This window comes from Salipiger abyssi, from assembly GCF_001975705.1.
GTDB lineage: Bacteria > Pseudomonadota > Alphaproteobacteria > Rhodobacterales > Rhodobacteraceae > Salipiger > Salipiger abyssi.
The window spans coordinates 3,985,804-4,010,384 of sequence record NZ_CP015093.1; the positions used below are offsets into that span (position 1 = coordinate 3,985,804).

Consider the following 24,581-nt stretch of genomic DNA (forward strand, 5'->3'; position numbering starts at 1 on the left):
GCTCATGTGCCCAGGTCCTCCACCAACTCAAACCGCTCCAGCATCATCTCGACGCCGGGCCGGTAGCGCCCCGCGCGCTCGAGGTAGGCGCGATACCCCGCCCGCCAATGCGCCAGGTCGCGGAACTCGCCCTGCTCGAGCGCCATGCCCTCGGTCACCTCCTCGAAGGGCAGACGCAGCACCTCGAGCGTGCGCATGGCCAGCGCCGGGCGCCCCTGCCAGTCAAGCGCGATGTCCACGCGCCCCGCGACCGGCAGCGCCTCGGCACCGTCTTCGAAGACCTCCCAGGCCTCGCAACTCGCCCGTTTCACACCCGTGCGCATCAGCCCGAGGATCTCGGCGTTGAGCGCCGCGCTGTCACCGGGCCGATAGCTCTCGCATCCCGGCCAGCGCAGACGCGCGTCTTGCAGCGTCATCGTCATGACCCCGCGCCCCGGCGGCGGGGCGGGATGGGCGGGCGGGAGCTCCGCCGGCGGGGGCGCGCCCGCTCAAAGCCAGACAAGCGCCTGTCACATGCGGAACACGCCAAAGCGTGTCTCCTCGATGGGCGCGTTCAAGGCCGCCGACAGCGACAGCGCCAGCACGTCGCGCGTCTTGCGCGGATCGACGATCCCGTCGTCCCAGAGCCGCGCCGAGGCATAGAGCGGATGCGACTGGCGCTCGAACATCTCCACCGTAGGGCGCTTGAACTCCTCCTCCTCCTCCTGCGACCAGCTGCCGCCGCCGCGCTCGATGGCGTCGCGCTTCACCGTGGCCAGCACACCTGCCGCCTGCTCGCCGCCCATCACCGAGATCCGGCTGTTCGGCCAGGTCCAGAGGAATCGCGGCTGATAGGCCCGCCCGGCCATGCCGTAATTGCCCGCCCCAAAGGAGCCGCCCACCAGCATGGTGATCTTGGGCACCGAGGTCGTGGCGACCGCCGTCACCATCTTGGCGCCGTGCCGCGCGATCCCCTCGTTCTCGTATTTCCGCCCGACCATGAAGCCGGTGATATTCTGCAGGAACACCAGCGGCACCTTGCGCTGCGAACAGAGTTCGACGAAATGCGCCCCCTTCTGCGCGGCCTCGGAAAACAACACGCCATTATTGGCGACGATGCCCACCGGACAACCCTCGATCTGCGCAAAGCCCGTCACCAGCGTCTCGCCGTAACGCGGCTTGAACTCGTCGAAATAGGAGCCGTCCACCACCCGCGCGATCACCTCGCGGATGTCATAGGGCGTGCGCAGATCGCCCGGCACCACGCCGAGGATCTCGTCGGGATCGTAGGCCGGTGCTTCGCCCCCCGGCAGCCCGCCCGGCCCGCCCCCGTCCGCGCCCTTCAGCGAGCCCACCGCGCGTCTTGCCAATGCCAGCGCATGGGCGTCGTCCTCGGCCAGATAATCCGCCACACCGGAAAGCCGCGTATGCACATCGCCGCCGCCGAGATCCTCCGCCGTGACCACCTCTCCGGTCGCCGCCTTGACCAGCGGCGGGCCGGCCAGAAAGATCGTGCCCTGCTCCTTCACGATGATCGTCACATCCGACATCGCCGGGACATAGGCGCCGCCCGCCGTGCAGGACCCCATCACCACGGCGATCTGCGCAATGCCCTTGGCGCTCATCCGCGCCTGATTGTAGAAGATCCGCCCGAAATGGTCGCGGTCGGGGAAAACCTCGTCCTGATTGGGCAGGTTCGCGCCGCCGCTATCGACCAGATAGACGCAGGGCAGCCGGTTCTCCTCGGCGATCTCCTGCGCGCGCAGGTGTTTCTTGACCGACATCGGGTAATAGGTGCCGCCCTTCACCGTGGCGTCGTTGCACACCACCATGACCTCGCGGCCCTGAACGCGCCCGATTCCCGCGATCATGCCCGCCGCCGGCGCCGCGCCGTCATAAAGCCCGTGCGCCGCCGTGGCGCCCACCTCAAGAAAGGGCGAGCCGGGATCGAGCAGATTGGCCACCCGCTCGCGCGGCAGCATCTTGCCCCGGCCGAGATGCCGCTCGCGCGCCTTCTCGCCGCCGCCCGCCGCCGCCAGTTCCGCCGCCTCGCGCACCACCTCCAGCGCCTCCAGATGCGCCGCGCGATTGGCCTGAAACGCCTCGGATGTGGGGATCGCTTGCGATTGCAGTTTCATGTGCTCTCCTTGGCCGCACGGGCCTTCAGTTCCTTGCGGACAACCTTGCCGGTGACCGTCATCGGCAGCGCCTCCAGAAAATCTATTTCTCTTGGATAGGAATATGTTGCGAGCCGATCCTTAACCCATGCCTGAAGCTCTTCGGCGCTCGGGCTCTGTCCCGGCTTCACCACAACATAGGCCTTGACGATCTCGGTGCGCAGCGGGTCGGGCTTGCCGACCACACCCACCGTGGCGACGCCGGGATGGGTGAGCAGGCAATCCTCGATCTCCGCCGGGCCGATGCGGTAGCCGGCGGAGGTGATCACGTCGTCCTCGCGCCCGACAAAGCGCAGATAGCCATCCTCCCAGACGCCACGGTCGCCGGTGACCAGCCAGTCGCCGCGAAATTTCTCCGCCGTCGCCTGCGGATTGTTCCAATATTCCAGCATCATGGAGCCCGCACCGCGATGCACAGCCACATCGCCCTCTCCCTGCGTCTCGTGCCCTGCCTCGTCGACGATCCCGATGCGGAAGCCCGGTGCCGGCTTGCCGATGCAGCCGGGACGGACGGGAAACAGCGCGCCGCAGGCGCTGGCGACCATATTGCATTCGGTCTGGCCGTAGAACTCGTTGATCTCCACCCCAAAGGCCTCGCGCCCCCAGGCCAGCATCTCGGCGCCGAGCGGCTCGCCGCCGGAACCGACCGAGCGCAGCCCCGGAATCCGCGCGTCCTCCGCCTTCAGCATGCGCAGGGCCGTGGGCGGAAAGAATATATTCCGTACAGAGGCTTCCGCGCAGATCCTCAAGCATTGCGCGATGTCGAAACGCGGCATCCGCGCCGCCACCACCGGCACGCCGAGATAGAGCCCCGGCATCAGCACATCGAAGAGCCCGCCGATCCAGGCCCAGTCCGCCGGGGTCCAGAGCACATCGCCCTCCTGTCCCAGAAGATCGTGGCTCATCTCCACCCCGGGCAGATGCCCCACCAGCACGCCATGCCCGTGCAGCGCGCCCTTGGGCTTGCCGGTGGTGCCGCTGGTATAGATCAGCACCGCCGGATCCTCCGGGCCGGTCTCCACCGCGTCCCAGACCCCCGGCTCGGGCAGTTCCTCCTCGGTCACGGTCGCCAGCCCGAACGGCGCCAGCATCTCCGCGCCCTCCTCATCCGTCACCACCACCCGCGCGCCGCTATTGCCCAGCCGCGAGTCCAGCGCGTCGTGCTTGAAGAGCTTGAAGAGCGGCACCGAAATCGCGCCCATGCGCCAGGCGGCGATATGGGACGCGGCGCAGAGCGGGCTCTGCGACAGCAGCACCCCCACCCGGTCGCCGCGCGCCACGCCCTGCGCCCGCAGCCAGGCCTCGACCCGACGCGACAGCGCATGCAAGGCGCCATAGCTCACCACACGCAGCGCCCCGCCGCGCAGATCGAGGATCGCCGGCCGGTCGGGCGCCAGCGCCGCCCAGCTGTCGCAGACCTGCACGGCCATGTTCACCCGCTCCGGACGCGGCCAGCGAAAGCCCTCGCAGAGCGCCTCGTAGCTCTGCCCGTCCGCCAGCATCCGGCGCCGCCGCGTCTCCTCCATCGGCAGCTTCATGCGTAGGCCTCCCGCCGCGAAACATGCATCCCCGACACCGGATATGACATTCCGGCAACAGCGTAACCCACAGAATTCAAAGCTTGATTCAGATCAACGTTTCTGCGGGCGATTTTGCGGAAATGGCGCTGCGTGCGATCTGGAAAGGGACGACAATGTACAAGACCACACTCCTCTCCGCCATGGCTGTGCTGGCCCTCACGGCCACCGGCGCGCTGGCGCAGTCCAAGGGCGACATGACCGTTGGTGTCGGCCTCGCCTGGGTGAACCCGAGCGATGACAATGGCAGCCTGGCGAATGGCGCGCTCGACACCGATGTCGATGACGACACCCAGCTCTCGCTGACCTTCGAATATTTCTTCGCCGATAACTGGGGCGTCGAAGTGCTGGCCGCCACGCCTTTCACCCATCAGGTCGAGCTGAACGGCTCCGACGTGGTGAAGGTCAAGCACCTGCCGCCCACCGTCTCGGTGAACTATCACCTGCCGACAAACACCGCCTGGACCCCGTTCTTCGGTCTCGGTGTGAACTACACAACGATCCTCGATCTCGACGACCAGAAGATCTCCGGGCTCGACATCAGCGATTCCTGGGGCCTCGCCGGCCATATCGGTGTGGACTACGCGATCAGCGACAAGGCATCGCTGCGGCTCGACGCACGCTATATCGACATCGACCTGGATGTGGACCTGAACGGCTCGGATATCGGCACGGTCGAGGTCGATCCCTGGGTGATCGGCATGTCCTATATCTGGAAGTTCTGACCAGTCTCGCGCGGGGCGGGCTTCAACGGCCCGCCTCTCGCCCCCTCTGACCGGCCCCGCCCGTTCGGCGAGGTGCTGGCGCGTCTCCTCCCGCATGGCTCAGCCCATCGCCGCCATCAGTTCGCGGCCCACGAGCATGCGCCGGATCTCTGACGTGCCCGCGCCGATCTCCATCAGCTTGGCATCGCGGAAGAGCCGCGCCACCGGCGCATCGGCCAGAAAGCCCGCGCCGCCCATCGCCTGCACCGCCTGATGCGCCTGCACCATCGCCTGTTCGGAGGCATAGAGGCAGCAGGCCGCCGCGTCCTGGCGGGTCACATCGCCCCGGTCGCAGGCCTTGGCCACCTCGTAGACATAGGCCCGCGCCGAGTTCATCGCCGTGTACATATCGGCGATCTTGCCCTGCATGAGCTGGAAGTTCCCGATCGGCTGACCGAACTGCTTGCGCTCGGCCATATAGGGCATGACCTCGTCGAGACAGGCGGCCATGATGCCGGTGCCGATCCCCGCCAGCACGACGCGCTCGTAATCGAGCCCGGACATCAGCACCCGCACGCCCTTGCCCTCTTCGCCCAGCACGTTCTCGAAGGGCACCTCCACATCGTCAAAGATCAGCTCGGCGGTGTTCGAGCCGCGCATGCCGAGCTTGTCGAAATGCGGGCTGGTCGAGAAACCGGTCATGGTCTTTTCGATGAGGAAAGCGGTGATGCCCTTGCTGCCGGCCTCCGGGTCGGTCTTGGCATAGACCACCAGGGTGTCGGCATCGGGGCCGTTGGTGATCCAGTATTTGTTGCCGTTGAGCACATAGCGGTCGTTTTTCTTCTCCGCCCGCAGCTTCATGCTCACCACGTCCGAGCCGGCGCCCGGCTCCGACATGGCCAGCGCGCCCACATGCTCGCCCGAGATCAGCCCGGGCAGGTATTTCCGCCGCTGTTCGTCGGTGCCGTTGAGCTTGATCTGGTTGACGCAGAGGTTGGAATGCGCGCCATAGCTCAGCGACACGCTGGCCGAGGCGCGGGCGATCTCCTCTACCGCGATGACATGGGCGAGATAGCCCATGCCGGCGCCGCCATATTCCTCTGAAACCGTGATGCCCAGCAGGCCCAGCTCGCCCATCTCGCGCCACAGATCGTTGGGAAAGGCGTTGGAGCTGTCGACCTCCGCCGCCATCGGCTTCACCCGTTCCTGCGCCCAGCGATGCACCATTTCGCGCAACGCGTTCACGTCTTCTCCCAGGTCGTATGTCATGACCGCGTTGAACATGTCCGCCCTCCTCCGACGATTATTGAACGCTTGTTCATATCTAAGCGCCGGAGCCGCCGCGCGTCAAGGAAAAGGAACAGCCACGGGGCGGGACGCGTTGAGAGGGTGACAACGCAACGAACAGGAGGACATCATGCCAAAGGATCTGAAATCCGATTTCTGGAGCCAGCTGAAGGATGTGCGCGCCGGCCTGCTGGCCGCGGATGGCGAGCGCCCGGTGCCGATGGCGCCTTATGCCGACAAGGAAGACGCGACGATCTGGTTCATCGCCTCCAAAGGCACAGCCGCCGACCGTGCCGCCAAGAGCGGCGGCGAAGCGTCGTTCCACATCGCCGATTCGAAGGCGCATCTTTATGCCAACGTTTTCGGCAAGCTGACCGAGGAGCGCGATTCCGAAAAGCTCGACGATCTCTGGAACGCGGTTTCCGCCGCCTGGTTCAAGGACGGGCGCGAAGACGACGCGGTGCAGCTGGTGAAATTCACCCCGCATGAGGCCGAGGTCTGGCAGGGCGATGGCGGCATCAGCTTCCTGCGCGAGATCGCCAAGGCGAACATGACGGGTGACATGCCCAATCTGGGCGATCATGGTCGCGTCGTCTTCTGATCTACGCAAGGAATCGCCCGATGAAACCTTTCCGCCTCGCCGCCCTGCTCTGCCTGAGCCCCCTTTTCGCCAGCGCCGAGCAGGTCGGCGAGGTCGGTGTCGACTGGACCGGCAACGATATCGTCATCGAGGCCATCGCCGATCCGGAGGTGAAGGGCGTAACCTGCCATGTGGCCTATTTCGACCGGGGCCTCATTGACCGGCTGAGCAAGGGCAACTGGTTCGAGGATCCGTCCAACGCCTCCATCGCCTGCCGCCAGACCGGCCCCATCGAGATCGGCGATATCGACCGCAGCCAGGAAGGCGAGGACGTGTTCCGCGCCTCGCGCTCGATCATCCTGAAGAGCCTGCGGGTGAAGCGGATCTTCGACGAGGAAAACCAGACGCTGATCTATCTGGTGCATGCCCGCGAGCTGGCCGACGGGTCGGCCAAGCTCGCGATCTCCACCGTGCCGCTTTACGGCTCGGGGCAGTAGGCGCCGTTCAGGCCGTCGCTGTCACGTCGTGGCCGTAGATCCAGTCGAACTGCCGCAACATGCGCTCGGGCGCCAGGCGCCCGGCCAGACCCAGCCCCAGATGCGCCGCGCCGCGGATGAGCGGGTTGCGCAGGTGGTATTTCCAGGCGTTGGAGGTGGCAGCGGCCACGATCCGCGCGCAGCGGTCGCGCCGCCGGCTCTGATAGCGCGTCAGCGCCGCCGCCTGATCGGCTTCGGAGGCCAGGCAGGTCGCCAGCGACCAGGCATCCTCAAGCGCCATATTCGCCCCCTGCGCCATGAAGGGCAGCGTCGGATGCGCCGCATCGCCCAGGATCGCCACGCCCGGCGCATGCCAGTGCCGCGCCACCGGATGGCGGAAGAGCCCCCAGAGCCCGACCCGGTCCACCGCGCCCAGCATCGCCGGCACCGCACCGCCAAAGCCAGCAAAGGCCGCGCGCAGGTTCTCCGGCGCATCCTCATGCGACCAGCTTTCCTCGACCCAGCCTTTGCGCTCCTCGGCGGCGACGAGGTTGACGCTGGAGCCGTCGCGCAGCGGGTAGCTCACCAGATGCCGGCCCGGCCCCATATGCACATGCACCTCGGGCGGATGACCGAAGATATTCGGCACCACCGCGCGCCAGGCCACCTGCCCGGTGAAGGACGGCGCCAGCACGCCGTTCAGCGCCGCGCGGATCACCGAATGCAGCCCGTCGGCGCCCACCACCAGATCGCCACCCACCCGGTCGCCGTTGCAGAGCTCCAGCGCGGGCCGGTCGCCCGGCGTGATGTCCCGCACCTTTTGCAGCAGCCGGATCTCGACCCCCGCCGCGCGCGCGGCGCAAGCGAGGAGATCCACCAGATCGGCGCGATGCACGAAGTAATATTCCTGCCCGCCCGGCAGCCGCCCGAGATCGAGCCGCAGCACCGCCTCGCCCTCGCGGTGATCGCGCAGCACCACCGCCCGGCCCCGGCAGGAGCGCGCGCGCAGCGCCGCCCCCAGCCCCAGCGCCTCGATCACCCGCAGCCCGTTGGGGCTGACCTGGATGCCGGCGCCGACCTCGTTGATCTCGCCCGCCTGTTCCAGCACTCGCACCTCGGCGCCGTGACGCCGCAGCGCCAGCGCCGCCGCAAGCCCGCCGATGCCGCCGCCCGCGACGATGATTTTCCTGCCCGTGAGCGCCATGAAACCCGCCTTCTTCTCGCCCGGCTTTCCCGGGAACGCAAAGCGCCGGAGCGGTCGCCCCGGCGCTTTGATCGTGATCTCTCTCCCGAAAACCGCGCCCTGCGCGGCCCCCGCGCCGGCATCAGTCGTCGCGATGCACCTTTTCGCGGCGTTCGTGGCGCTCCTGCGCTTCGAGGCTCATGGTCGCGATGGGGCGCGCGTCGAGGCGCTTGAGCGAGATCGGCTCGCCGGTGACCTCGCAATAGCCGTATTCGCCCTCGTCGATGCGGCGCAGCGCCGAGTCGATCTTGGCGACCAGCTTGCGCTGACGATCGCGCGTGCGCAGCTCGATGGCACGGTCGGTCTCTTCGCTGGCGCGGTCGGTGACGTCGGGAATATTGCGGGTGGCTTCCTGCAGCGCTTCGATGGTGTCGCGGCTCTCTGCAAGAATGTCGTTTTTCCAGGCAATCAGCTTGCGGCGGAAATATTCGAGCTGGCGCTCGTTCATGAACGGCTCGTCCTCGGCGGGACGGTAGTCGTCCGGAAGGAAGGTTTCGGGCTTCATTTCTGCTCCCTCTGAAAAGCCGCGCGGCGGCCTGGTTTGCCCAGCCGCCCGGCAGCACCCCTTGCGAGGCTGCACTTAGCCGAACCCCCGCAGGTTGTCACTACACAATCAGATGGCAAGCGTACGTTTTTCGGGCGATTTCCCCGCCGCCGGGCGACAAATGCCCAAAGCGCGGGCAGTGGCTTTGCGGGCCGGAAACAAAGCCGCTTTGCGCCCCGTCACGCACCGTCGCAAGGGGGCCCGCTTGCACAGCGCGGGATGTGTCACTATCCCTTTTCAGGCAATCCCAAAGGAGCCCGCAATGCGCTTTGACGGCACCGATGATTACGTCGCCACCGACGATCTGACCATGGCGGTGAACGCCGCGATCACGCTGGAACGGCCGCTTCTGGTCAAGGGCGAGCCCGGCACCGGCAAGACCGAGCTGGCCCGCCAGGTGGCCGCCGGGCTGGGCCTGCCGATGATCGAATGGAACATCAAATCCACCACCAAGGCGCAGCAGGGGCTGTATGAATACGACGCGGTGAGCCGGCTGCGCGACAGCCAGCTCGGCGACGAGCGCGTGCATGACGTGTCGAACTATGTCCGCAAGGGCAAGCTCTGGCAGGCCTTCGAGGCGGAGAACAAGGTCGTGCTGCTGATCGACGAGGTCGACAAGGCGGATATCGAGTTCCCCAACGACCTGCTCCAGGAGCTCGACAAGATGGAGTTCCATGTCTACGAGACCGGCGAGACGGTGAAGGCGCGGGTGCGCCCGATCGTGATCATCACCTCCAACAATGAAAAAGAGCTGCCCGACGCCTTCCTGCGCCGCTGTTTCTTTCACTACATCAAGTTCCCCGATCACGAGACGCTGCGCAGCATCGTCGAGGTGCATCACCCCGGCATCAAGCAGAGCCTGCTCACCGCCGCGCTCACCCAGTTCTACGAGCTGCGCGAGCAGAGCGGGCTGAAGAAGAAACCCTCCACCTCGGAGGTGCTGGACTGGCTGAAGCTGCTGCTGGCCGAAGATCTCGATGCCGAGGATCTCAAGCGCGACGGCGCGTCTGCCCTGCCGCGCCTGCACGGGGCGCTGCTGAAGAACGAGCAGGATGTGCATCTCTTCGAACGGCTGGCCTTCATGGCGCGGCGTCAGGGGCGCTGAGCCGTCTCAGCCATTGACCCGTTTCAGCAGCGCGCGCTGTTGCCGGCGCGAGCCCACCTGCGCGGTGAGCACGCTTGTCGGGCGGAAGCGCATCCGCCCGGCTTCGCGCGAAATCTCGTAGCACTTTCTGCCGCCCGACAGCTTGTGGGCCTGCTGCGCGGCCACAACCACGGTGATGTCGACCGCTTCGCAGCGGTCGAGGCTCATGTCTTCGCCCATCTGATGGGCGGCGCGCCTCACAATCTTGCGCAGCGACCCGATGTCGATGGCCTCACCGCCACGCAGCGGCCCCTGATTGGTCTTGTCGCGGAAATCGCCGCCGATGGGGTCGTCGTCTTCCACCCGGTCAGTGACCGTGGCCGAGCGCCGCTCGTCGCCGAAATCCAGTTCGATCAGCACGGCAAGGATATAGGCGACATCAGAGCCCATATTGGTGACGAGGCAACGCGCATCCTCGCCGTTCTCCGACGCCATGCCGATATGCACCACCGTGCGGTTGGCGCGCCGGAAACTGGTAAAGAAGAGCTGAAGATAGGCCAGCCAGATCACCAGCATCAGCGCGTTCAGAACGGCGTTCAGTGCCGGTGCCTGCGTTCCGATCCAATCCCACATCTCGCGCGCTCTCTCCCGTACCTTGGGCTTATGGGCGACAACGCGGGCAGGCGCCGGGCTGTTCCGATGACACCTGGAATGCCTGGTTTGCCCCGGCACAGCGGGCGCGGGCGCGATTGACCGCGTATGTCAGGATCGCATCGGGAGGGGGGTCATTTCACCGGGAAGACGAAACACCGGTCGCGCCGCACCGTCAGCCACATCGGCGTGCCGGGCTTCGGCAGGAAGACATTGGGCACCGTCGCCTTCAGCACCTCGCCGTTGAAATCCATCCGGTATTCCACGAGGCTTTCCGAGCCCATGAACCGCGCCCGCTCCACCACGCCGCGCGCCGGCGTGCCCGCCATGGCGGTGGGATTGGGGCCGCGCCCGGCGCGGTCGAAGTCGATGCCCACATGCTGCGGGCGAAAGACGATCTCGACCTCGTCGCCATCGGGCACCCCCGGCGCCAGGAACTGGCCAAAGGGAGTCTCTGTAAGCGCTCCCTGAACTTTCCCACGCAGCACATTGATATCGCTGAAAAAGGCGACAGCGGCCTTATCGGCGGGAGCGTTGTAGATATTGTAAGGCGCGCCGCGCTGCACAATGCGCCCGTCGCGCATCAGCGCGATCTCGTCGGCCATGCGCATCGCCTCTTCGGGCTCATGCGTGACCAGCAGCACCGAGGCGCCTTCCTCTTTCAGAAGCGCCAGCGTCTCGTCGCGGATGCCGTCGCGCAGCCGATTGTCGAGCCCCGAGAACGGCTCGTCCATCAGCATGATCTTGGGGCGCGGCGCGAGCGCCCGGGCCAGCGCCACGCGCTGCTGCTCGCCGCCAGACAGCTGGTGCGGATATTCGTCGATGTAATGCGCGAGCCCCACCCGTTCGAGCAGCTCCTGAGCGCGGGCGCGTTTTTCCGCCTTCGGCCCCTTCAGCCCGAAGGCCACGTTCTCGCCCACCGAAAGATGCGGGAAGAGCGCGAAATCCTGGAACATCAGCCCGATCTGGCGCCGCTCCGGCGGCACGCGGAACACCGTGTCGCAGATCAGGTTGCCATCCACATGGATGGTGCCCTCGTCCTGCATGTCCACCCCGGCGATCATCCGCAGCGTCGTCGACTTGCCGCAGCCCGACGGCCCCAGCAGGCAGGTGACATGGCCGGGCTGGATCGTCAGCGAAACGTGATCGACCACGCTGCGCCCTTCGAAGCGGCGCACGAGATCGCGAATTTCCAGCCGTGGTGTCTGCAAGCGGAGCTGCCCTCTGCGCTTTCCGATTAAAAATATCGGATTATCGCAAGCGGATTACCAGCCCCCATGCCGCCCCGCAACCCTGCGGCGACGGGGCTGGCACAGGGCTTACAGATCCTGCGGCCCGTGCCAGGCGCGCAGGGGCCCGAGCCGTGGCGACTTCTTGGAGTAATGCCGGTCCATGCGGCGCAGGATGCGGCTGAGAAACGCCACTGCCTCTGCCGCGTGCGGGCCCTTGTTCAGCATGACACATTCGGCGCGCTGCGCCATCGCCGCATCGGTCGCCTCGGCGCGGCTGGCGCTGCCGAGCTTGGCCAGCCCCTCGAGCACCTGCGTCGCCCAGACCACCGGCACGCCGGCGGCCTCGCAGATCCACAGGATTTCCTCCTGGATCTCGGCCAGCCGGATCAGCCCGATCTCCACCGCCAGATCGCCGCGCGCAATCATCACCGCCACCGGCCCGGCGCTGCCCGCCTGCACGATCAGCCGCGGCAGGTTGCGCACCGCGCGCTCGGTCTCAATCTTGAGGATCACTGCTGGGCGGGCCGCACCTTCGGGCAGCCGCGCATCGAGCGCCGCATGCAGGGCGCGGATATCCTCGGGCGTCTGAACGAAGGAAAAGCCGATGGCATCCGCCAGCGTCACCACCGTGTCGAGCGCCGCCAGATCGGCCTCGGCCAGCGCCGGGATGTCGATATCGATCCCCGGCAGGTTCACGCCCTTCTCGGGCGCCAGCCGCGTGCCGGTGTCGGCGGCGGTCTCGACCTCCAGCAGCGCGCCCTCGCCATCACGCGCCACAACCCGGGCGGAAAGCTTGCCATCGTCGAACCAGAGCCGCGCACCGACAGCGGCGCTGTCGAGCAGCTCGGGGTGGCTGAGGCTGGCCTCCGGCAGATCGCCCGCCCCGCTCACCGCCCGGACGAGGCGCAGGCGGTCGCCTCTCATCAGCTTCGGCCCGGCGGCGCGCGGGTCGATCCCCGCCTCTTCCAGCTTTTTCAGGCGCTTCTTCTTTTCGCGCTTGAGGAAGGCCTTGGGCATCCGGATATCCAGCGTGCGCACCTTGGGGCCGGCCAGATCCATCACCACCTTCACATCCCGGCCAAGCTGCGCGGCGGCGTCGCGGGCGTATTGCGCCATGCGCGCCCAGGCCTCGGGTGTGTCATGGGCGCAGTTGATCCGCACGCAGGTGGCGCCGGCGGCGATGAGCGAGGCGACCAGCGCCGGGTCGTCCGCCGCCGCGCTCGGCAGGGTGATCATGATGCGGGTCTCAGGGCCGGCGGGATCGGCGCCGAAGATCAGGTCGCGGTCGCGCAGCACATGCGCCGTGAGCGCCGCGCCCGGGCGCAGCGCACGATCGGTTGCCGGCGCGTCGCCCGCCAGCGCCTGAAGCGTCGCGATCACCGAGTCGAGCGTGGCGATCACATGCGCCTCCGCCCGACCCAGCGAGGACAGCCCCAGCGCCGAGAGCGCCGCCTGCGCATCGGTCAGGTCGCGCTTGCGCAGGGCGAGATATTGCGCGAGGTTCTCGGCGCGGTCTGCGAAGGCAGTGTCGTGCAGCGCCGGCGCCCAGCCCGCGAGCGTGCCCTCCGCCTCGGCGATGACCGAGGCGCGCAGCTCGGAGAGCCGCCCCTCAAGCTCCGCCGCAAGCGCCGCGGCGCCAATCCCGTTGCCGATGAGATCCTTCATTTTCCGTTTGTCCCGAATGCCTTGACAGGCGCTCAGCATAACGCGGGCGGATGACAGATCTGCGACGTTGCGGCGCTACATATCGCCGCGCTCGGGTCTGCCCGTTCAGGCGCCGGCCTCCAACGCCTTGCCCAGACGCGGCAGGCGGGCCTTTTTCAGCAGGCGGCGCATGGTCCAGTCCTCGCCCGAAAGCCGCCGCGCCTCGTCCAGCACCGCCTCGCAGGCCTCGCGCACCAGCCCCGGCTGCGCCTCGTAGAGCCCGCGCAGGAAGCCGTCGGCATCGACCCGCGACAGGCCCTCCTCGGCAAGGATGCCGCGCGGGAAATCCTTGGCGTTCTCGGTGATGATGACATCGGCACTGCCGGCGATGGCGGCGGCCAGAACGTGCAGATCCGCCGGATCGGGCAGCCAGAGCCGCGCCTCCAGCGAGGGTTTCCAGCTCACCTCGGCGGCCGGCCATTTGGCGCGCACCTGCGCGATCTCGCCGCGCGCCTGCACCTCGCCCATGGGGCCGAGCTTGCGCGCCGCCCGTGCCCATTCCTCAAGGATGCGCTCCGACCAGAGCGGGGTATAGGCCCCCGCAGCCGCCACGCCCAGCAGCACCTCGCGCATCACCGTGGGGTAGAGCACGCAGGTGTCGAGCAGCACCTTCACAGCCGGAAGACCAGCGCCTTGAGATAGCCCGACTCCGCCAGTTGCGGCAGCAGCGGGTGGTCGGGACCGGCAAAGCCGATGTGGAGGAGCTGCGCGCGACGCCCGGCGCGACCGATGCCACGCAGGCAGGCGCCGGTGAAGCTCGACAGATCGGCGGCATGCGAGCAGGAGCAGAGCACCAGATAGCCGCCCTCCTCGACCAGCGGCGCCGAGAGCCGCGCCACCCGCTCATAAGCGCGCAGCCCGGCATCGAGCGCCGGTTTCGACGGCGCAAAGGCCGGCGGGTCGCAGATCACCAGACCGAAGCGCGCGCCCTCATCGCCGAGATCGGTCAGCATGTCGAAGGCGTCGCCCTGACGGGTGCTGAACCGCGCGCCGGCGCCCATGCGCTGCGCGCCCTCTTCGGCCAGCGCCAGCGCGGGCGCCGAGCCGTCCACCGCCAGCGCCGAAGCGGCACCGCCGGCCAGCGCGGCCAGGGCAAAGCCGCCCACATGGGAAAACACATCCAGCACCGCCTGCCCCCCGGCCAGCCGCGCGGCAAAGGCGTGGTTCGGGCGCTGGTCGTAGAAGAGCCCGGTCTTCTGCCCGCCGGTCAGATCGGCCATGTAGGTGGCGCCGTTCATCTCCACCGGAAGCGGCGCGTCCGGCGCCTGGCCCAGCAGCACCGCATTGGTGTCATCCAGCCCTTCGAGCTGGCGCCCGCGCGAGCCGGCGTTCTTGAGGATATTGCGCACGCCGGTGACCTCGGCCAGCGCCTCGGCGAGCGGGGTCAGCAGCATCTCGGCCCAGGCGGCATTGGGCTGGATCACGGCGGTGTCGCCAAAGCGGTCGATGATCACCCCGGGCAGCCCGTCGGCCTCGGCGTGGACCAGCCGGTAATAGGGCGTCGGATAGAGCCGCTCGCGCAGCGCCAGCGCCCGCACCAGCCGCGCTGTCAGCCAGTCGCGGTCGATGCCGGTTTTCACGTCGCGGTCGAGCATGCGCGCGGCGATCTTCGAGGCCGGGGTCACCCCCACCAGCCCGACCGGCATGCGGGCGGAATCCTCCAGCACCGCGACGGTGCCGGGGGCCAGCGCCTTGGTGCGGCGGTCGAGCACCATCTCGTTGGCATAGATCCAGGGAAAGCCGCGGCGGATGGCGCGGACATTGGCTTTGGGCGTCAGGCGGACGACTGGCAATTCGGCTGTCATGATGCTCCCATAGCGCGGCGCCCGGAGCGAGAAAAGTACGGAAATGAGTCAGCTTGTGCGCGCTACCGCGACGTCCGCGATTGCCCGGAAACAGGGCAGATCCCCCGCGCCCGGCCCGCCGGCCGCCGTCACGATCCGTCCGTGCACGGCTTAACGCTTTACTGATAGCGCTAACCGATTTACATGCTGGGGCAAGCGATGCCCCGCCGCGCAAGCGGGGCGGCCAGAGAAAGGACCCCCGCCATGCCCCTCGACGCCACGATCGCCAAGGTCACAGACGCAATCGAAGCACGCTCGGAGACCCGCCGCGCCACCTATCTCGACCGCATGCGCCGCGCCGCCGACGAAGGCCCGCGCCGGGCGCATCTGACCTGCGGCAACCAGGCCCATGCCTATGCGGCGATGGGTGTGGACCAGAGCGCCCTGGCCGAGGGGCGCGTGCCCAATCTCGGCATCGTCTCGGCCTATAACGACATGCTCTCGGCGCATCAGCCCTTTGAGCGCTTTCCGCAGATCATCCGCGACGCGGCGCGTGATGCCGGCGGCACCGCGCAGGTGGCCGGCGGCGTGCCCGCCATGTGCGACGGCGTCACCCAGGGCCAGGTCGGCATGGAGCTGTCGCTCTTCTCGCGCGATGTGATCGCGCTGGCGGCGGGGGTGGCGCTCTCGCATAACACCTTCGACGCGGCGGTCTATCTCGGCGTCTGCGACAAGATCGTGCCGGGGCTGGTGATCGCGGCGGCGACCTTCGGCTATATCCCGGGCATCTTCCTGCCCGCCGGCCCGATGACCAGCGGGCTGCCCAATGACGAAAAGGCCAAGGTGCGCCAGCAATACGCCGCCGGCGAGGTCGGGCGCGACAAGCTCATGGAGGCGGAGATGGCCTCTTATCACGGGCCGGGCACCTGCACCTTCTACGGCACCGCCAATTCCAACCAGATGCTGATGGAGATCATGGGGCTGCACTTGCCGGGCGCGTCCTTCGTGAACCCCAACACGCCGCTGCGCGACGCGCTGACCACGGTGGGCGCGACGCGGGCGCTGGAGATCACCCGGCTCGGCAATGATTACCGCCCGGTCTGCGATATCCTCGACGCCAAGGCATTCGTGAACGGCATCGTCGGGCTGATGGCCACCGGCGGCTCGACCAACCTCGTGCTACACCTGCCCGCCATGGCGCGCGCCGCGGGGATCGAGCTGACGCTGGAGGATTTCGACGCGATTTCCTCGGTCACGCCGCTGATGGCCAAGGTCTATCCCAACGGGCTTGCCGACGTGAACCATTTCCACGCCGCCGGCGGGCTGCAATTCCTCATCGGCGAGCTGCTGGACGCAGGCCTGCTGCATGAGGATGTGAAAACCGTCGCCGGCGACGGGCTGTCGCTCTACACGCAGGAGCCCAAGCTGCGGGACGGCGTGGTGAGCTATGAAGAGGCGCCGAAGGGCAGCCAGAACGACAAGATCCTGCGCCCGGCCGGAGAGGCGTTCCAGCCCACCGGCGGGCTCAAGCAGCTTTACGGCAATCTCGGCCATGGCATGATGAAGATCTCCGCCGTGGCGCCCGAGCGCCATGTGATCGAGGCGAAGGCGCGGATTTTCCACGATCAGGCGGAGGTGAAGGAGGCCTTCAAGGCGGGCGAGTTCACCGAGGACACGATTGTGGTGGTGCGCTTTCAGGGGCCGAAATCCAACGGCATGCCCGAGCTGCACTCGCTGACGCCGACGCTGGCGGTGTTGCAGGATCGCGGGCTCAAGGTGGCGCTGGTCACCGACGGGCGCATGTCGGGCGCGTCGGGCAAGGTGCCCTCGGCGATCCATATCTGCCCCGAGGCCGCCGATGGCGGGCCGCTGGCCAGGCTGCGCGACGGCGATCTGGTACGGGTCGACGCGGTTGCGGGCACGCTGAGCTGTCTGGAAGAGGGCTTCGAGGCGCGCGAACCGGTCAAGGCGGATCTCACGGGCAACGGTCACGGCGTGGGGCGCGAGCTGTTCGAGGCGTTCCGGCAGAATGTGGGGCTGGCGTCGAACGGGGCAGCGGTGGTGGTCTAAGCGGTAATCCCGCACAACATACACAACGGTAGCCGGGCCCGGCGGCGGCCCGTGGGCTGACGCTCTGCCCGCTGAATCCCTTGATTTATCCCGGCCAGATCCGAAGGACCTCCCAGCTCAGCGCATGCGTCACCAAAGCGGCAGCCCGCCGGAACGGGCCGCCGCTGGGCCCGGCGGCTTCGCCTTGATTCCGGGCCAGAGGTGCGGGGATTGAGCTAGGGTTCTTTGCCTTTATAGCGCTCCCTCCCCCAAAACCGAAAAAGCGGGCCAAAGGGCCCGCTTTTCCAATCCTAACCAGCATCCCCGATCAGTTCGGGATCAGGTCCGGAATGATCGTCACGATCCCCGGCGCGAACCACAAAAGCGCCAGACCCGCCACCTGGATCGCCACGAAGGGCAGCACTCCGCGATAGATATGGCCCGTGGTCACGCTCGCCGGCGCCACCCCGCGCAGATAGAACAGCGCGAAACCGAACGGTGGCGTCAGGAACGAGGTTTGCAGGTTCACCGCGATCATGATCGTCACCCATTTCGGATCGAAGGAGCCGCCATAGATCACCGGCCCGACGATGGGCACCACGATGTAGATGATCTCGAGGAAATCCAGCACGAAGCCCAGAATGAACAGCACCAGCATGACGATCAGGAACACCTTGTGCTCGTCGTCGAAGCTTTGCAGGAACTGCTGGATATAGTGCTCGCCGCCGAAGGAGATCACCACGAGGTTCAAGAGCTGCGAGGCCACGAGGATGGTGAAGACCATCGAGGTCACCTTGGCGGTCTCGCGCACCGCCGGCCCCAGAACCCCGACCTTGAGCAGCACCCAGCAGGCAAAAAGCAGCCCGAACAGCGCATAGAGATAGGCCGCCTGCGCCACGAGGAAGGCGATCCAGCTCTCGGCGCTCACCGACTCCGCATTCACCCGCAGGTCGAAATTGACGCCGACGAGGATCATCACCACCACCGCGAATGTCGACCACAGGATCACCTTGGGCGAGCGGTCCTGTTCGCGCAGCTTGCGGTAGGCGGCCAGCATGATCGCCCCCGCCGCGCCGAGCGCCGCCGCCGGCGTCGGGTTGGTGATGCCGCCGAGGATCGAGCCCAGCACCGCCACGATCAGCACCAGCGGCGGGAAGACCACCCGGATCAGATCGTTCTGCGACAGGCGTTGCGCCGCGTGTTTGGCGCCATACAGCGCCAGGATCCACGGCACCGCCATCAGCGCCACGGTGGTACCGGCAGACATCTGCGGCCCGATGAAGAGCGCATCCACAATGAGCCCCAGCGCCAGCCCCGCGCCGCCAATGAGCAGCGGCAGCGGCTCGGAGCTGGGCGAGACCGCCCTGCCCCAGGCCAGCACGATGCCGAGCAGCACCGTGATCACCGCGATACCGGTGCCGATGGGCGCGGCATTGTCGATCTTCGCCTGAAGCGCCGCCGCCTGCTCTTCTTCGGTCAGGCGGTGGCCCTGATCGACACCGCCGGCGGCGTCGATCTCGGCCTGCTGCGCGACGGCCTCGTCCCAGGCCGACTGGCCGTGCAGCTCGATCATCGCTTCCTGGCACTGCTCGCCGACATTGGTGCGCAGGCTGGCGGTCTGACCGACATCGGAGAAGCTCGACACGGTCAGCGACTGCGTCCCGACCATATTGACCTGGCTGAGGCCGATGGTCGCCACGATCAGCAGAAGCGGCACGCCGAGATACCAGGTGAAGGCCTCGCCGCGCGTCACCGGCTCGCCCATGGCGGCCTCGCCCCGCACCGGCGGCGCCTTGGACGGGTTGAACATGGCAAAGCCGAAGGCATAGGCGGCATAGAGCCCGGCCAGCAGGATCCCCGGCAGCAGCGCCGCCTGGAAGAGCGTGCCCACCGAAACAACCGCCGGCTCACCGAGATAGGTCAGCGCGTCGGTGCAGCCCATGGACTGCGCCCGGGCCTCCTGCGCGGTCGAATAGAGATCGCCCGCGAGCGTCCCCAAGAGCACGATCACGATGGAGGGCGGAATGATCTGCCCCAGCGTGCCCGAGGCCGCGATGACGCCCGTCGCCAGCTCGGGCGAATAGTTGTTGCGCAGCATGGTGGGCAGGGCCAGCAGGCCCATGGTCACCACGGTGGCGCCGACGATACCGGTAGAGGCGGCGAGGAACGCGCCCACCACCACGATGGAGACCGCCAGACCGCCGGGCAGCGGGCCGAACACCCGCGCCATGGTCTTGAGCAGATCGTCGGCGATCTTGGAGCGCTCCAGCACGATGCCCATCATCACGAACATCAGCACCGCGAGCAGCGTCTCGATGCTCTGGCCCGCGATCACCCGCTCGTTGATGCGGTTGACGATAAACGAGACATTGCGGTCGAGCGCGGTTTCCCAGCCCCGGTCAAAGACCGGCATCGCGTAGCGCGGCAGCTCCGGGTATCGGAAGATCGAGATCGCGTCTTCCTTCACCCCGCTGGCGATGAGCGCGTTATAGGCCTCCGATCCGGTGTCGATGGCTTGGTGCACCAGCAGCCCCGCGCTGTCGAGCGCGGCGATGATGCCGAATGAGATCACCCCGGCGCCGCCGATGGCAAAGGCCACCGGGAAGCCGGAGAGAATGGCGGAAAAGAGCGTGAGAAAGACGATGATCAGACCGATCTCGACGCCGTCCAGGCCGAATAGCATGTGTCAGATCCCTCTCAGAATTCCGCGTGGTCGTAGGCTTCTTCGCCCGTCTCGACCCGGTCGTGATCGTGATATTTGCCCTCGCTCTCCTCGCCTTCCTTCCATTCCAGGTAGGAGCGCCAGAAGAAGGTCACACCCTGGAGGAAGATGAAGCCGCACATCAGGACGATGAGGATCTTGAAGAGGAAATAGGCGGAAAAGCCGTTGGGGCTGAAGCCGATGGTCTCGACATTCCAGCGCAGCGCGCGCGATTTCATCAGCAGCCGGTCGAGCCCTTCGGAGGCCGAGGGCTTGGGCACGATGAGATGGCGCCACAGGAAGAACCAGGAATAGAGCCACATCAGCGTGGCCATGGGCAGCATGAAGAACAGGCTGCCGAACATGTCGATGATCTTTTTGGTGCGGTATTTCACCGGCGCATAGACCAGATCGACGCGCACATGGCCGCCCTGGATGAAGGTATAGGCCAGACACAGCGCCACGACGATGGCGTTGTAGAGCTTGAGCTCTTCCGACCACCAGCTCACATCAAAGGTCACCGGCACGCCGAAACCGAAGGACAGGTCGGGCCGGGCAAAGATGCGCTGCACGAAGATGATCACCACCTGTTGCAGCACCATGATCAGCCCCGCCCAGGCGGCGACGCGGCCCACGGTATTGCCAAAGGCTTCGAGCCCCCGGACCATGCCCCACATGACGTTGTTGCGCCAGATCCCGATGACGGTCAGCACCAGCACCGTCGTGAACACAACAAAGAACAGCTCCGGCGATGCGCCGTAATACACGAAGCGCATGACCGCTTCGCTGTCCGACCAGTTCAGCCAGCTTGACGGATGCGTCAGCGCGTAGCCGAGATTGTAGAAGGACATGGCAATATTGCTGAAGAACCAGACCAAGCCGTTCAGGATTGCGCCGAACGCTCCGCCCGTGGCTGCGTCTTCCATGACCTGAGCCCCTGTTTGCGGTGTGTCGTCCCGGGTCGTGCTCCGCCCCGCTTTCGGGCGGGCCGCCGCAGGATCTTGTTAGAAAGCAGATACGCCCCCGCGGGATGCGGGGGCGTCAACTGCGCGATATGTCGGGTCAGAGCCCCATGACGCGGTTCCGCTGCGCCGAGAAGGCGCCTTCGGAGCGGCTGATCCACTGCGCCGAGGAGGTCAGCGACGCCATGTAGCTGTCATAGCAGCGCTTGTAGAGATCGTCGCCCATCGGCTCTTCGACCACTTCCTTGGCCGCCGCGCCGAACGCGTCCCAGACGCTGTCGGGGAATTCCATGATCTTCACGCCGCCGGACTGGAGACGCTGAAGCGCCGCCGAGTTGTTGGCCATGAAGAGCGACATCGTCCAGAGGTTGCCGGCACGGGCGACCTGCGCGACGATTTCCTGCTGCGCGGGCGTCAGGCTCTCGTAAACCTCGAGGTTCATCGTCAGGTTGAGGTTCGGCCCCGGCTCGTGGAAACCGGCGGTGTAATAGGTCTTGGTGATCTCCTGGAAGCCGGCCTTCTCGTCGGCCCAGGGGCCGATCCATTCGGTGCCGTCGATCGCGCCCGAGCTGAGCGCCTGATACACTTCCGCGCCCGGCAGGTTCTGCACCGATGCGCCGAGCTTGCCCAGCACCTGTCCACCCTGCCCCGGCATGCGGAACTTGAGGCCCTGGAAATCCTCCGGCGAGGTGATCTCCTTGGAGAACCAGCCACCCGATTGCGGGCCGGTATTGCCAGACGGGAAGGCCTTGAGGCCGAAGATCGAGTAGAGCTCGTCCGACAGCTCCGAACCGCCGTCATGGTAGAACCAGTTGGAGAACTCCATGAAGTTCATGCCGAACGGGATCTGGCTGAAGAAGCTGATCGCCGGGTGCTGGCCGAGGAAGTAGTAATCCACCCCGTGATACATGTCGGCCTGACCGGCGGAGACGGCGTCGAACACCTCGAAGGCGCCCACGAGCTCGCCGGCGGCCTTGAGCTCGACGGTGAGCTGGCCGTCGGTCGCGGCGGTGATCTGGTCGGCGCAGTATTGCGCGCTGTCATGCACCCCGGCGAGGCCGCGGCCCCAGGTGGTGACAAGGGTGAGGGTGCGGCGGCCCTGCGCATAGGCAGGCGCGGCAAGCGAAGTCGCGGCGGCAGCAGCGCCACCGGCCGTGGTGGCCCTCAGAAAAGAACGGCGATCCATAGATGTCCTCCCGAATTGACGTGCGCAATACCGCTCCTCCGGACTGCGCGGATCTTCGTGTTCCGGCAGCGTAATGAGAGCGCAATCAAAGGAAAATACCCACTGCTACGTAGACGGGCAGCATTCTTGCGCGAAAGCGCTGGAATAAAGCGTTCTGAAAACCGCATGCCGTTGGGGAATGGGCGGGTTTCATGGTTTGATCGGGCGCGAATCAACCGATATCCGAGGTCATGCCCGCGATTCTCGACCGTCTGCACCTGAGTTACGGCCAGAAGCTCTTTCTTCTGGCCTCGGTGCCGCTGATCGTCGCGGCGGCGGCGATCTCGGTCGTGGTGGCCTCGCAATCGCGCGCCATGGCGGAAAGCGAGATCCGCACGCTTGAAGCCCAGCTCATCGCAACCAAGAAGCAGGAATTGCGCAATTACGTCACCCAGGCGCGCAATGGCTTTTACTTCATCTACGGTGTCGCCGCCCCCGATGACGAAGAGGCCAAGACACGGGTGGCGCAGATCCTCGCGGCAATGATCTATGGCGAGGACGGCTCGTTCTTTGTCTACGATTACGACGGCACCAATCTGGTCTCTCCGCGCCGCACCGAGATGATCGGGCGCGACTGGTCCGGGCTGGAGGACAGCGAGGGCACGCCGATCACCGACCGGCTGATCGAGATCGCACGCCAGGGCTCGGGCTATCACACCTATCTCTGGCCCAAGCCATCGACCGGCGAAGAGGCGCGGATGATCTCCTTTGTGCTGGGCTTTCAGGACTGGCAATGGGCGGTGGGCACCGGCGTCTGGATCGACGATATCGTCGAGCAGGTGGCTGCGGCGCGCGCCGGCGTCGAGGAACGGGTGCGGCACACCTTCCTTTATATCGGCGGCATCACCCTTTCGGCGCTGCTGACCGTGTTCCTGTCGGGGCTGATCCTCAATATCCGCGAGCGGCGGCTGGCGGATGCCAAGCTCAAGGAGCTGACCCAGCGGGTGTTTGACGCTCAAGAGGAAGAGCGCGGTCGCGTGGCGCGCGAGCTGCATGACGGCATCAGCCAGATCCTCGTGGGCGTAAAATACGCGCTGGAGATTGCGCGGCGGCGGCTGATCACCGGCGATGCCCGCGCCGGCCAGGCGCTGGAGCGCGGGCAGGAGAACCTGCTGGGTGCCATTCAGGAGGTCCGCCGCATCAGCCGCGACCTGCGCCCCGGCACGCTCGACGATCTCGGGCTCGGGCCGGCGCTGAAGGCGCTGACCGACGATTTCCACGCCCGCACCGGGATCGAGACGGTGTTCGAGACGGTGGTGTTCCGCAACCGCATCGACCAGGAGGGGCGCATCGCGCTCTACCGCATCGCGCAGGAGGCGCTGACCAATATCGAGCGCCATTCCGGCGCCACCCGGGTCGATATGGACCTGCGCGGCCACCGCAAGGGCGCGACGCTGCGGGTCTCCGACAACGGGCATGGCATCGACGCGGAGACCGGCAAGGGACACCGCGGCATCGGGCTGCGCAACATGCAGGAGCGCATGGACCAGCTCGGCGGCACGCTGCGCGTCTTGTCCTCGCGCTCCGGCACCGTTATCGAAGCGCAAATTCCCCTGTCCCACCTGCTGCCGCCAGAGGATGGCAGCGCGCAATCTCCGAGGGCCCGCGCATGACCCGCCCCACCCGTGTTGCCATTGTCGACGATCATCCGCTCGTGGCGGAGGGGATCGAGGCGATCCTGGACAGCTATGACGAGATCGACGTGGTGGGCACGCTTTCCGGCGGGCAGGAGATGATCGACGCGCTGGAGGATCTGGCGCCCGACGTGATCCTGATGGATCTCAACATGCCCGGCCTGAACGGGCTGTCGGCCACAGAGATGATCCTCGAACAACGCCCGGAGACGCGGATCCTGGTGCTGTCGATGCATGACACGCCGGAATATATCTCGACCGCGCTGGGGCATGGCGCGGTGGGCTATGTGCTGAAGGATGTGCCCACAGACGAGATCAAGCGCGCCATCGACACGGTCATGGCGGGCGGGCGCTATCTCTGCACCGGCGCCGAGGGCGCGCTGCGCCCGGTGATGACCGGCGGGCGCGAACAGCTCACCAACCGCGAACAGATGGTGCTGTTGCAGCTTGCGCAGGGCAAGTCCAACAAGGAAGTGGCGCTGGCGCTGGACATCTCGGTACGCACGGTCGAGACCCACCGCAAGAACATCAAGCGCAAGCTCGGCATCAGCTCCACCGCCGGCCTCACCCGCTATGCGCTGGAACATGGCGTCTTGCAGGGCACCGGCGTCAACGTCTGAACGCAACCGCGCAAACCGATCGCCTAGATCAACGGCCCCGCGCTCTGGCTCTCACCGCAGCGTTCGACCAGCACCCGCAGCACCTGGGGGTGGGTCATGGCATCCTGGGCGATCTCGCCCCCCGCATCCCGCACCGATCCCAGGAGCTGCGCCAGCACCAGAAGCGCCACGAGCAGCGCCGCCTTCATCATGGTGAAGTCGCGGGCGGTTTTGTGGAACGTGCGATAGATGGCCATGTCATCCTCCCTCAGCGGATACTGAACCGATAAGTTCAGATTGCCGCAAAATCATGTTTCAAGCAAATCACGAAGCCGCGCGCGGGTCTTGTCCCCGCCAAATCCAGCCGCTGGGCGGCAGGCAGCAAAATG

General features: G+C 66.7%; 22 protein-coding genes. 7 read left to right on the top strand and 15 right to left on the bottom strand.

From position 1 onward, the window contains the following. Positions 1–2: 2 nt before the first annotated feature. The 3 genes from Ga0080574_RS22990 to Ga0080574_RS23000 all read right to left on the bottom strand — a co-directional run bounded on the left by Ga0080574_RS22990 (position 3) and on the right by Ga0080574_RS23000 (position 3,694). Positions 3–422 carry an ASCH domain-containing protein gene (locus Ga0080574_RS22990; RefSeq protein WP_076705111.1) on the bottom strand — a complete coding sequence of 140 codons (420 nt, stop codon included), beginning with the start codon at positions 420–422 and terminating at the stop codon, positions 3–5. Positions 423–509: 87 nt separating this feature from the next. After that, on the bottom strand, positions 510–2,117 hold the full coding sequence (locus Ga0080574_RS22995; RefSeq protein WP_076705119.1) for a carboxyl transferase domain-containing protein: 1,608 nt from the start codon (positions 2,115–2,117) through the stop codon (positions 510–512). Beyond that, positions 2,114–3,694 carry an AMP-binding protein gene (locus Ga0080574_RS23000; RefSeq protein ID WP_083716930.1) on the bottom strand — a complete coding sequence of 527 codons (1,581 nt, stop codon included), beginning with the start codon at positions 3,692–3,694 and terminating at the stop codon, positions 2,114–2,116. Before Ga0080574_RS23000 ends, Ga0080574_RS22995 begins: the two co-directional genes overlap by 4 nt. 155 nt (positions 3,695–3,849) lie before the next feature. Here Ga0080574_RS23000 and Ga0080574_RS23005 point away from each other — a divergent pair, with 155 nt between their 5' ends. Further along, entirely contained in the window at positions 3,850–4,458 is a 609-nt protein-coding gene (locus tag Ga0080574_RS23005) for an OmpW/AlkL family protein (protein ID WP_076706114.1), read from the top strand. Positions 4,459–4,557: 99 nt separating this feature from the next. Here the strand turns inward: Ga0080574_RS23005 and Ga0080574_RS23010 are convergent, their stop codons facing one another. Next, positions 4,558–5,721 carry an isovaleryl-CoA dehydrogenase gene (locus tag Ga0080574_RS23010; RefSeq protein ID WP_076705121.1) on the bottom strand — a complete coding sequence of 388 codons (1,164 nt, stop codon included), beginning with the start codon at positions 5,719–5,721 and terminating at the stop codon, positions 4,558–4,560. A gap of 133 nt (positions 5,722–5,854) precedes the next feature. Here Ga0080574_RS23010 and Ga0080574_RS23015 point away from each other — a divergent pair, with 133 nt between their 5' ends. Beyond that, a complete protein-coding gene (locus Ga0080574_RS23015; RefSeq protein WP_076705123.1) occupies positions 5,855–6,325 on the top strand; it encodes a pyridoxamine 5'-phosphate oxidase family protein in 471 nt (156 codons plus the stop codon). 20 nt (positions 6,326–6,345) lie between these two features. Then, complete coding sequence (locus tag Ga0080574_RS23020) at positions 6,346–6,801, top strand: CreA family protein (RefSeq protein WP_076705132.1); 456 nt, start codon at positions 6,346–6,348, stop codon at positions 6,799–6,801. Between the two features lie 7 nt (positions 6,802–6,808). On the opposite strand, the gene Ga0080574_RS23025 is transcribed toward Ga0080574_RS23020, so the two are convergent. Next, positions 6,809–7,984, bottom strand: coding sequence for an FAD-dependent monooxygenase (locus Ga0080574_RS23025; RefSeq protein ID WP_076705134.1), 1,176 nt, complete (start codon positions 7,982–7,984; stop codon positions 6,809–6,811). A gap of 121 nt (positions 7,985–8,105) precedes the next feature. Continuing rightward, on the bottom strand, positions 8,106–8,528 hold the full coding sequence (dksA, locus tag Ga0080574_RS23030) for an RNA polymerase-binding protein DksA (protein WP_076705136.1): 423 nt from the start codon (positions 8,526–8,528) through the stop codon (positions 8,106–8,108). A gap of 301 nt (positions 8,529–8,829) precedes the next feature. Here dksA and Ga0080574_RS23035 point away from each other — a divergent pair, with 301 nt between their 5' ends. Continuing rightward, positions 8,830–9,672 (top strand): AAA family ATPase, encoded by an 843-nt coding sequence (locus Ga0080574_RS23035; protein WP_076705163.1) that lies wholly within the window; start codon positions 8,830–8,832, stop codon positions 9,670–9,672. A gap of 6 nt (positions 9,673–9,678) precedes the next feature. Here the strand turns inward: Ga0080574_RS23035 and Ga0080574_RS23040 are convergent, their stop codons facing one another. From Ga0080574_RS23040 to Ga0080574_RS23060, 5 genes are all read right to left on the bottom strand, one after another. Further along, positions 9,679–10,284 (bottom strand): hypothetical protein, encoded by a 606-nt coding sequence (locus tag Ga0080574_RS23040; protein WP_076705165.1) that lies wholly within the window; start codon positions 10,282–10,284, stop codon positions 9,679–9,681. A gap of 152 nt (positions 10,285–10,436) precedes the next feature. After that, positions 10,437–11,513, bottom strand: coding sequence for an ABC transporter ATP-binding protein (locus Ga0080574_RS23045; protein ID WP_076705168.1), 1,077 nt, complete (start codon positions 11,511–11,513; stop codon positions 10,437–10,439). 108 nt (positions 11,514–11,621) lie between these two features. Further along, entirely contained in the window at positions 11,622–13,199 is a 1,578-nt protein-coding gene (locus tag Ga0080574_RS23050; protein WP_156876434.1) for a pyruvate kinase, read from the bottom strand. Between the two features lie 105 nt (positions 13,200–13,304). Next, complete coding sequence (locus Ga0080574_RS23055; protein WP_076705172.1) at positions 13,305–13,853, bottom strand: RSP_2648 family PIN domain-containing protein; 549 nt, start codon at positions 13,851–13,853, stop codon at positions 13,305–13,307. Beyond that, complete coding sequence (locus Ga0080574_RS23060; protein ID WP_076705175.1) at positions 13,850–15,043, bottom strand: RSP_2647 family RNA methyltransferase; 1,194 nt, start codon at positions 15,041–15,043, stop codon at positions 13,850–13,852. The genes Ga0080574_RS23055 and Ga0080574_RS23060 overlap by 4 nt, the downstream gene beginning before the upstream one ends. A 243-nt stretch (positions 15,044–15,286) precedes the next feature. Between Ga0080574_RS23060 and edd the strand changes: the two genes are divergently transcribed. Next, positions 15,287–17,092 carry a phosphogluconate dehydratase gene (gene edd / locus Ga0080574_RS23065; RefSeq protein ID WP_076705177.1) on the top strand — a complete coding sequence of 602 codons (1,806 nt, stop codon included), beginning with the start codon at positions 15,287–15,289 and terminating at the stop codon, positions 17,090–17,092. 307 nt (positions 17,093–17,399) lie between these two features. Here edd and Ga0080574_RS23070 read toward each other — a convergent pair whose 3' ends face one another. The 3 genes from Ga0080574_RS23070 to Ga0080574_RS23080 form a co-directional block, all read right to left on the bottom strand. Then, on the bottom strand, positions 17,400–19,754 hold the full coding sequence (locus Ga0080574_RS23070) for a TRAP transporter large permease (RefSeq protein WP_076705180.1): 2,355 nt from the start codon (positions 19,752–19,754) through the stop codon (positions 17,400–17,402). A 14-nt stretch (positions 19,755–19,768) separates the two neighbouring features. Next, positions 19,769–20,698 carry a TRAP transporter small permease subunit gene (locus Ga0080574_RS23075; protein WP_076705182.1) on the bottom strand — a complete coding sequence of 310 codons (930 nt, stop codon included), beginning with the start codon at positions 20,696–20,698 and terminating at the stop codon, positions 19,769–19,771. A 136-nt stretch (positions 20,699–20,834) separates the two neighbouring features. Continuing rightward, positions 20,835–21,920 (bottom strand): TRAP transporter substrate-binding protein, encoded by a 1,086-nt coding sequence (locus Ga0080574_RS23080; RefSeq protein ID WP_076705184.1) that lies wholly within the window; start codon positions 21,918–21,920, stop codon positions 20,835–20,837. A 230-nt stretch (positions 21,921–22,150) separates the two neighbouring features. Here Ga0080574_RS23080 and Ga0080574_RS23085 point away from each other — a divergent pair, with 230 nt between their 5' ends. Further along, positions 22,151–23,572, top strand: a complete 1,422-nt coding sequence (locus Ga0080574_RS23085) for a cache domain-containing protein (protein WP_076705186.1) — start codon at positions 22,151–22,153, stop codon at positions 23,570–23,572. Continuing rightward, positions 23,569–24,213, top strand: coding sequence for a response regulator transcription factor (locus Ga0080574_RS23090; protein ID WP_076705188.1), 645 nt, complete (start codon positions 23,569–23,571; stop codon positions 24,211–24,213). The genes Ga0080574_RS23085 and Ga0080574_RS23090 overlap by 4 nt, the downstream gene beginning before the upstream one ends. 23 nt (positions 24,214–24,236) lie before the next feature. Here the strand turns inward: Ga0080574_RS23090 and Ga0080574_RS23095 are convergent, their stop codons facing one another. Next, a complete protein-coding gene (locus Ga0080574_RS23095) occupies positions 24,237–24,449 on the bottom strand; it encodes a hypothetical protein (RefSeq protein ID WP_076705190.1) in 213 nt (70 codons plus the stop codon). Positions 24,450–24,581 lie beyond the last annotated feature (132 nt).

What these genes read in the sequence shown, in the direction of transcription:
- Ga0080574_RS23085 (WP_076705186.1), top strand. Translation starts at nt 22,151, where the DNA reads ATGCCCGCGATTCTCGACCGTCTGCACCTGAGTTACGGCCAGAAGCTC.
- Ga0080574_RS23020 (WP_076705132.1), top strand. Translation starts at nt 6,346, where the DNA reads ATGAAACCTTTCCGCCTCGCCGCCCTGCTCTGCCTGAGCCCCCTTTTC.
- Ga0080574_RS23000 (WP_083716930.1), bottom strand. Translation starts at nt 3,694, where the DNA reads ATGAAGCTGCCGATGGAGGAGACGCGGCGGCGCCGGATGCTGGCGGAC.
- Ga0080574_RS23050 (WP_156876434.1), bottom strand. Translation starts at nt 13,199, where the DNA reads ATGAAGGATCTCATCGGCAACGGGATTGGCGCCGCGGCGCTTGCGGCG.
- Ga0080574_RS23070 (WP_076705180.1), bottom strand. Translation starts at nt 19,754, where the DNA reads ATGCTATTCGGCCTGGACGGCGTCGAGATCGGTCTGATCATCGTCTTT.
- Ga0080574_RS23075 (WP_076705182.1), bottom strand. Translation starts at nt 20,698, where the DNA reads ATGGAAGACGCAGCCACGGGCGGAGCGTTCGGCGCAATCCTGAACGGC.
- Ga0080574_RS23090 (WP_076705188.1), top strand. Translation starts at nt 23,569, where the DNA reads ATGACCCGCCCCACCCGTGTTGCCATTGTCGACGATCATCCGCTCGTG.
- Ga0080574_RS23015 (WP_076705123.1), top strand. Translation starts at nt 5,855, where the DNA reads ATGCCAAAGGATCTGAAATCCGATTTCTGGAGCCAGCTGAAGGATGTG.
- Ga0080574_RS23005 (WP_076706114.1), top strand. Translation starts at nt 3,850, where the DNA reads ATGTACAAGACCACACTCCTCTCCGCCATGGCTGTGCTGGCCCTCACG.
- Ga0080574_RS22990 (WP_076705111.1), bottom strand. Translation starts at nt 422, where the DNA reads ATGACGATGACGCTGCAAGACGCGCGTCTGCGCTGGCCGGGATGCGAG.
- Ga0080574_RS23035 (WP_076705163.1), top strand. Translation starts at nt 8,830, where the DNA reads ATGCGCTTTGACGGCACCGATGATTACGTCGCCACCGACGATCTGACC.
- Ga0080574_RS23010 (WP_076705121.1), bottom strand. Translation starts at nt 5,721, where the DNA reads ATGTTCAACGCGGTCATGACATACGACCTGGGAGAAGACGTGAACGCG.
- edd (WP_076705177.1), top strand. Translation starts at nt 15,287, where the DNA reads ATGCCCCTCGACGCCACGATCGCCAAGGTCACAGACGCAATCGAAGCA.
- Ga0080574_RS23025 (WP_076705134.1), bottom strand. Translation starts at nt 7,984, where the DNA reads ATGGCGCTCACGGGCAGGAAAATCATCGTCGCGGGCGGCGGCATCGGC.
- Ga0080574_RS22995 (WP_076705119.1), bottom strand. Translation starts at nt 2,117, where the DNA reads ATGAAACTGCAATCGCAAGCGATCCCCACATCCGAGGCGTTTCAGGCC.
- Ga0080574_RS23060 (WP_076705175.1), bottom strand. Translation starts at nt 15,043, where the DNA reads ATGACAGCCGAATTGCCAGTCGTCCGCCTGACGCCCAAAGCCAATGTC.
- Ga0080574_RS23095 (WP_076705190.1), bottom strand. Translation starts at nt 24,449, where the DNA reads ATGGCCATCTATCGCACGTTCCACAAAACCGCCCGCGACTTCACCATG.
- Ga0080574_RS23040 (WP_076705165.1), bottom strand. Translation starts at nt 10,284, where the DNA reads ATGTGGGATTGGATCGGAACGCAGGCACCGGCACTGAACGCCGTTCTG.
- Ga0080574_RS23080 (WP_076705184.1), bottom strand. Translation starts at nt 21,920, where the DNA reads ATGGATCGCCGTTCTTTTCTGAGGGCCACCACGGCCGGTGGCGCTGCT.
- dksA (WP_076705136.1), bottom strand. Translation starts at nt 8,528, where the DNA reads ATGAAGCCCGAAACCTTCCTTCCGGACGACTACCGTCCCGCCGAGGAC.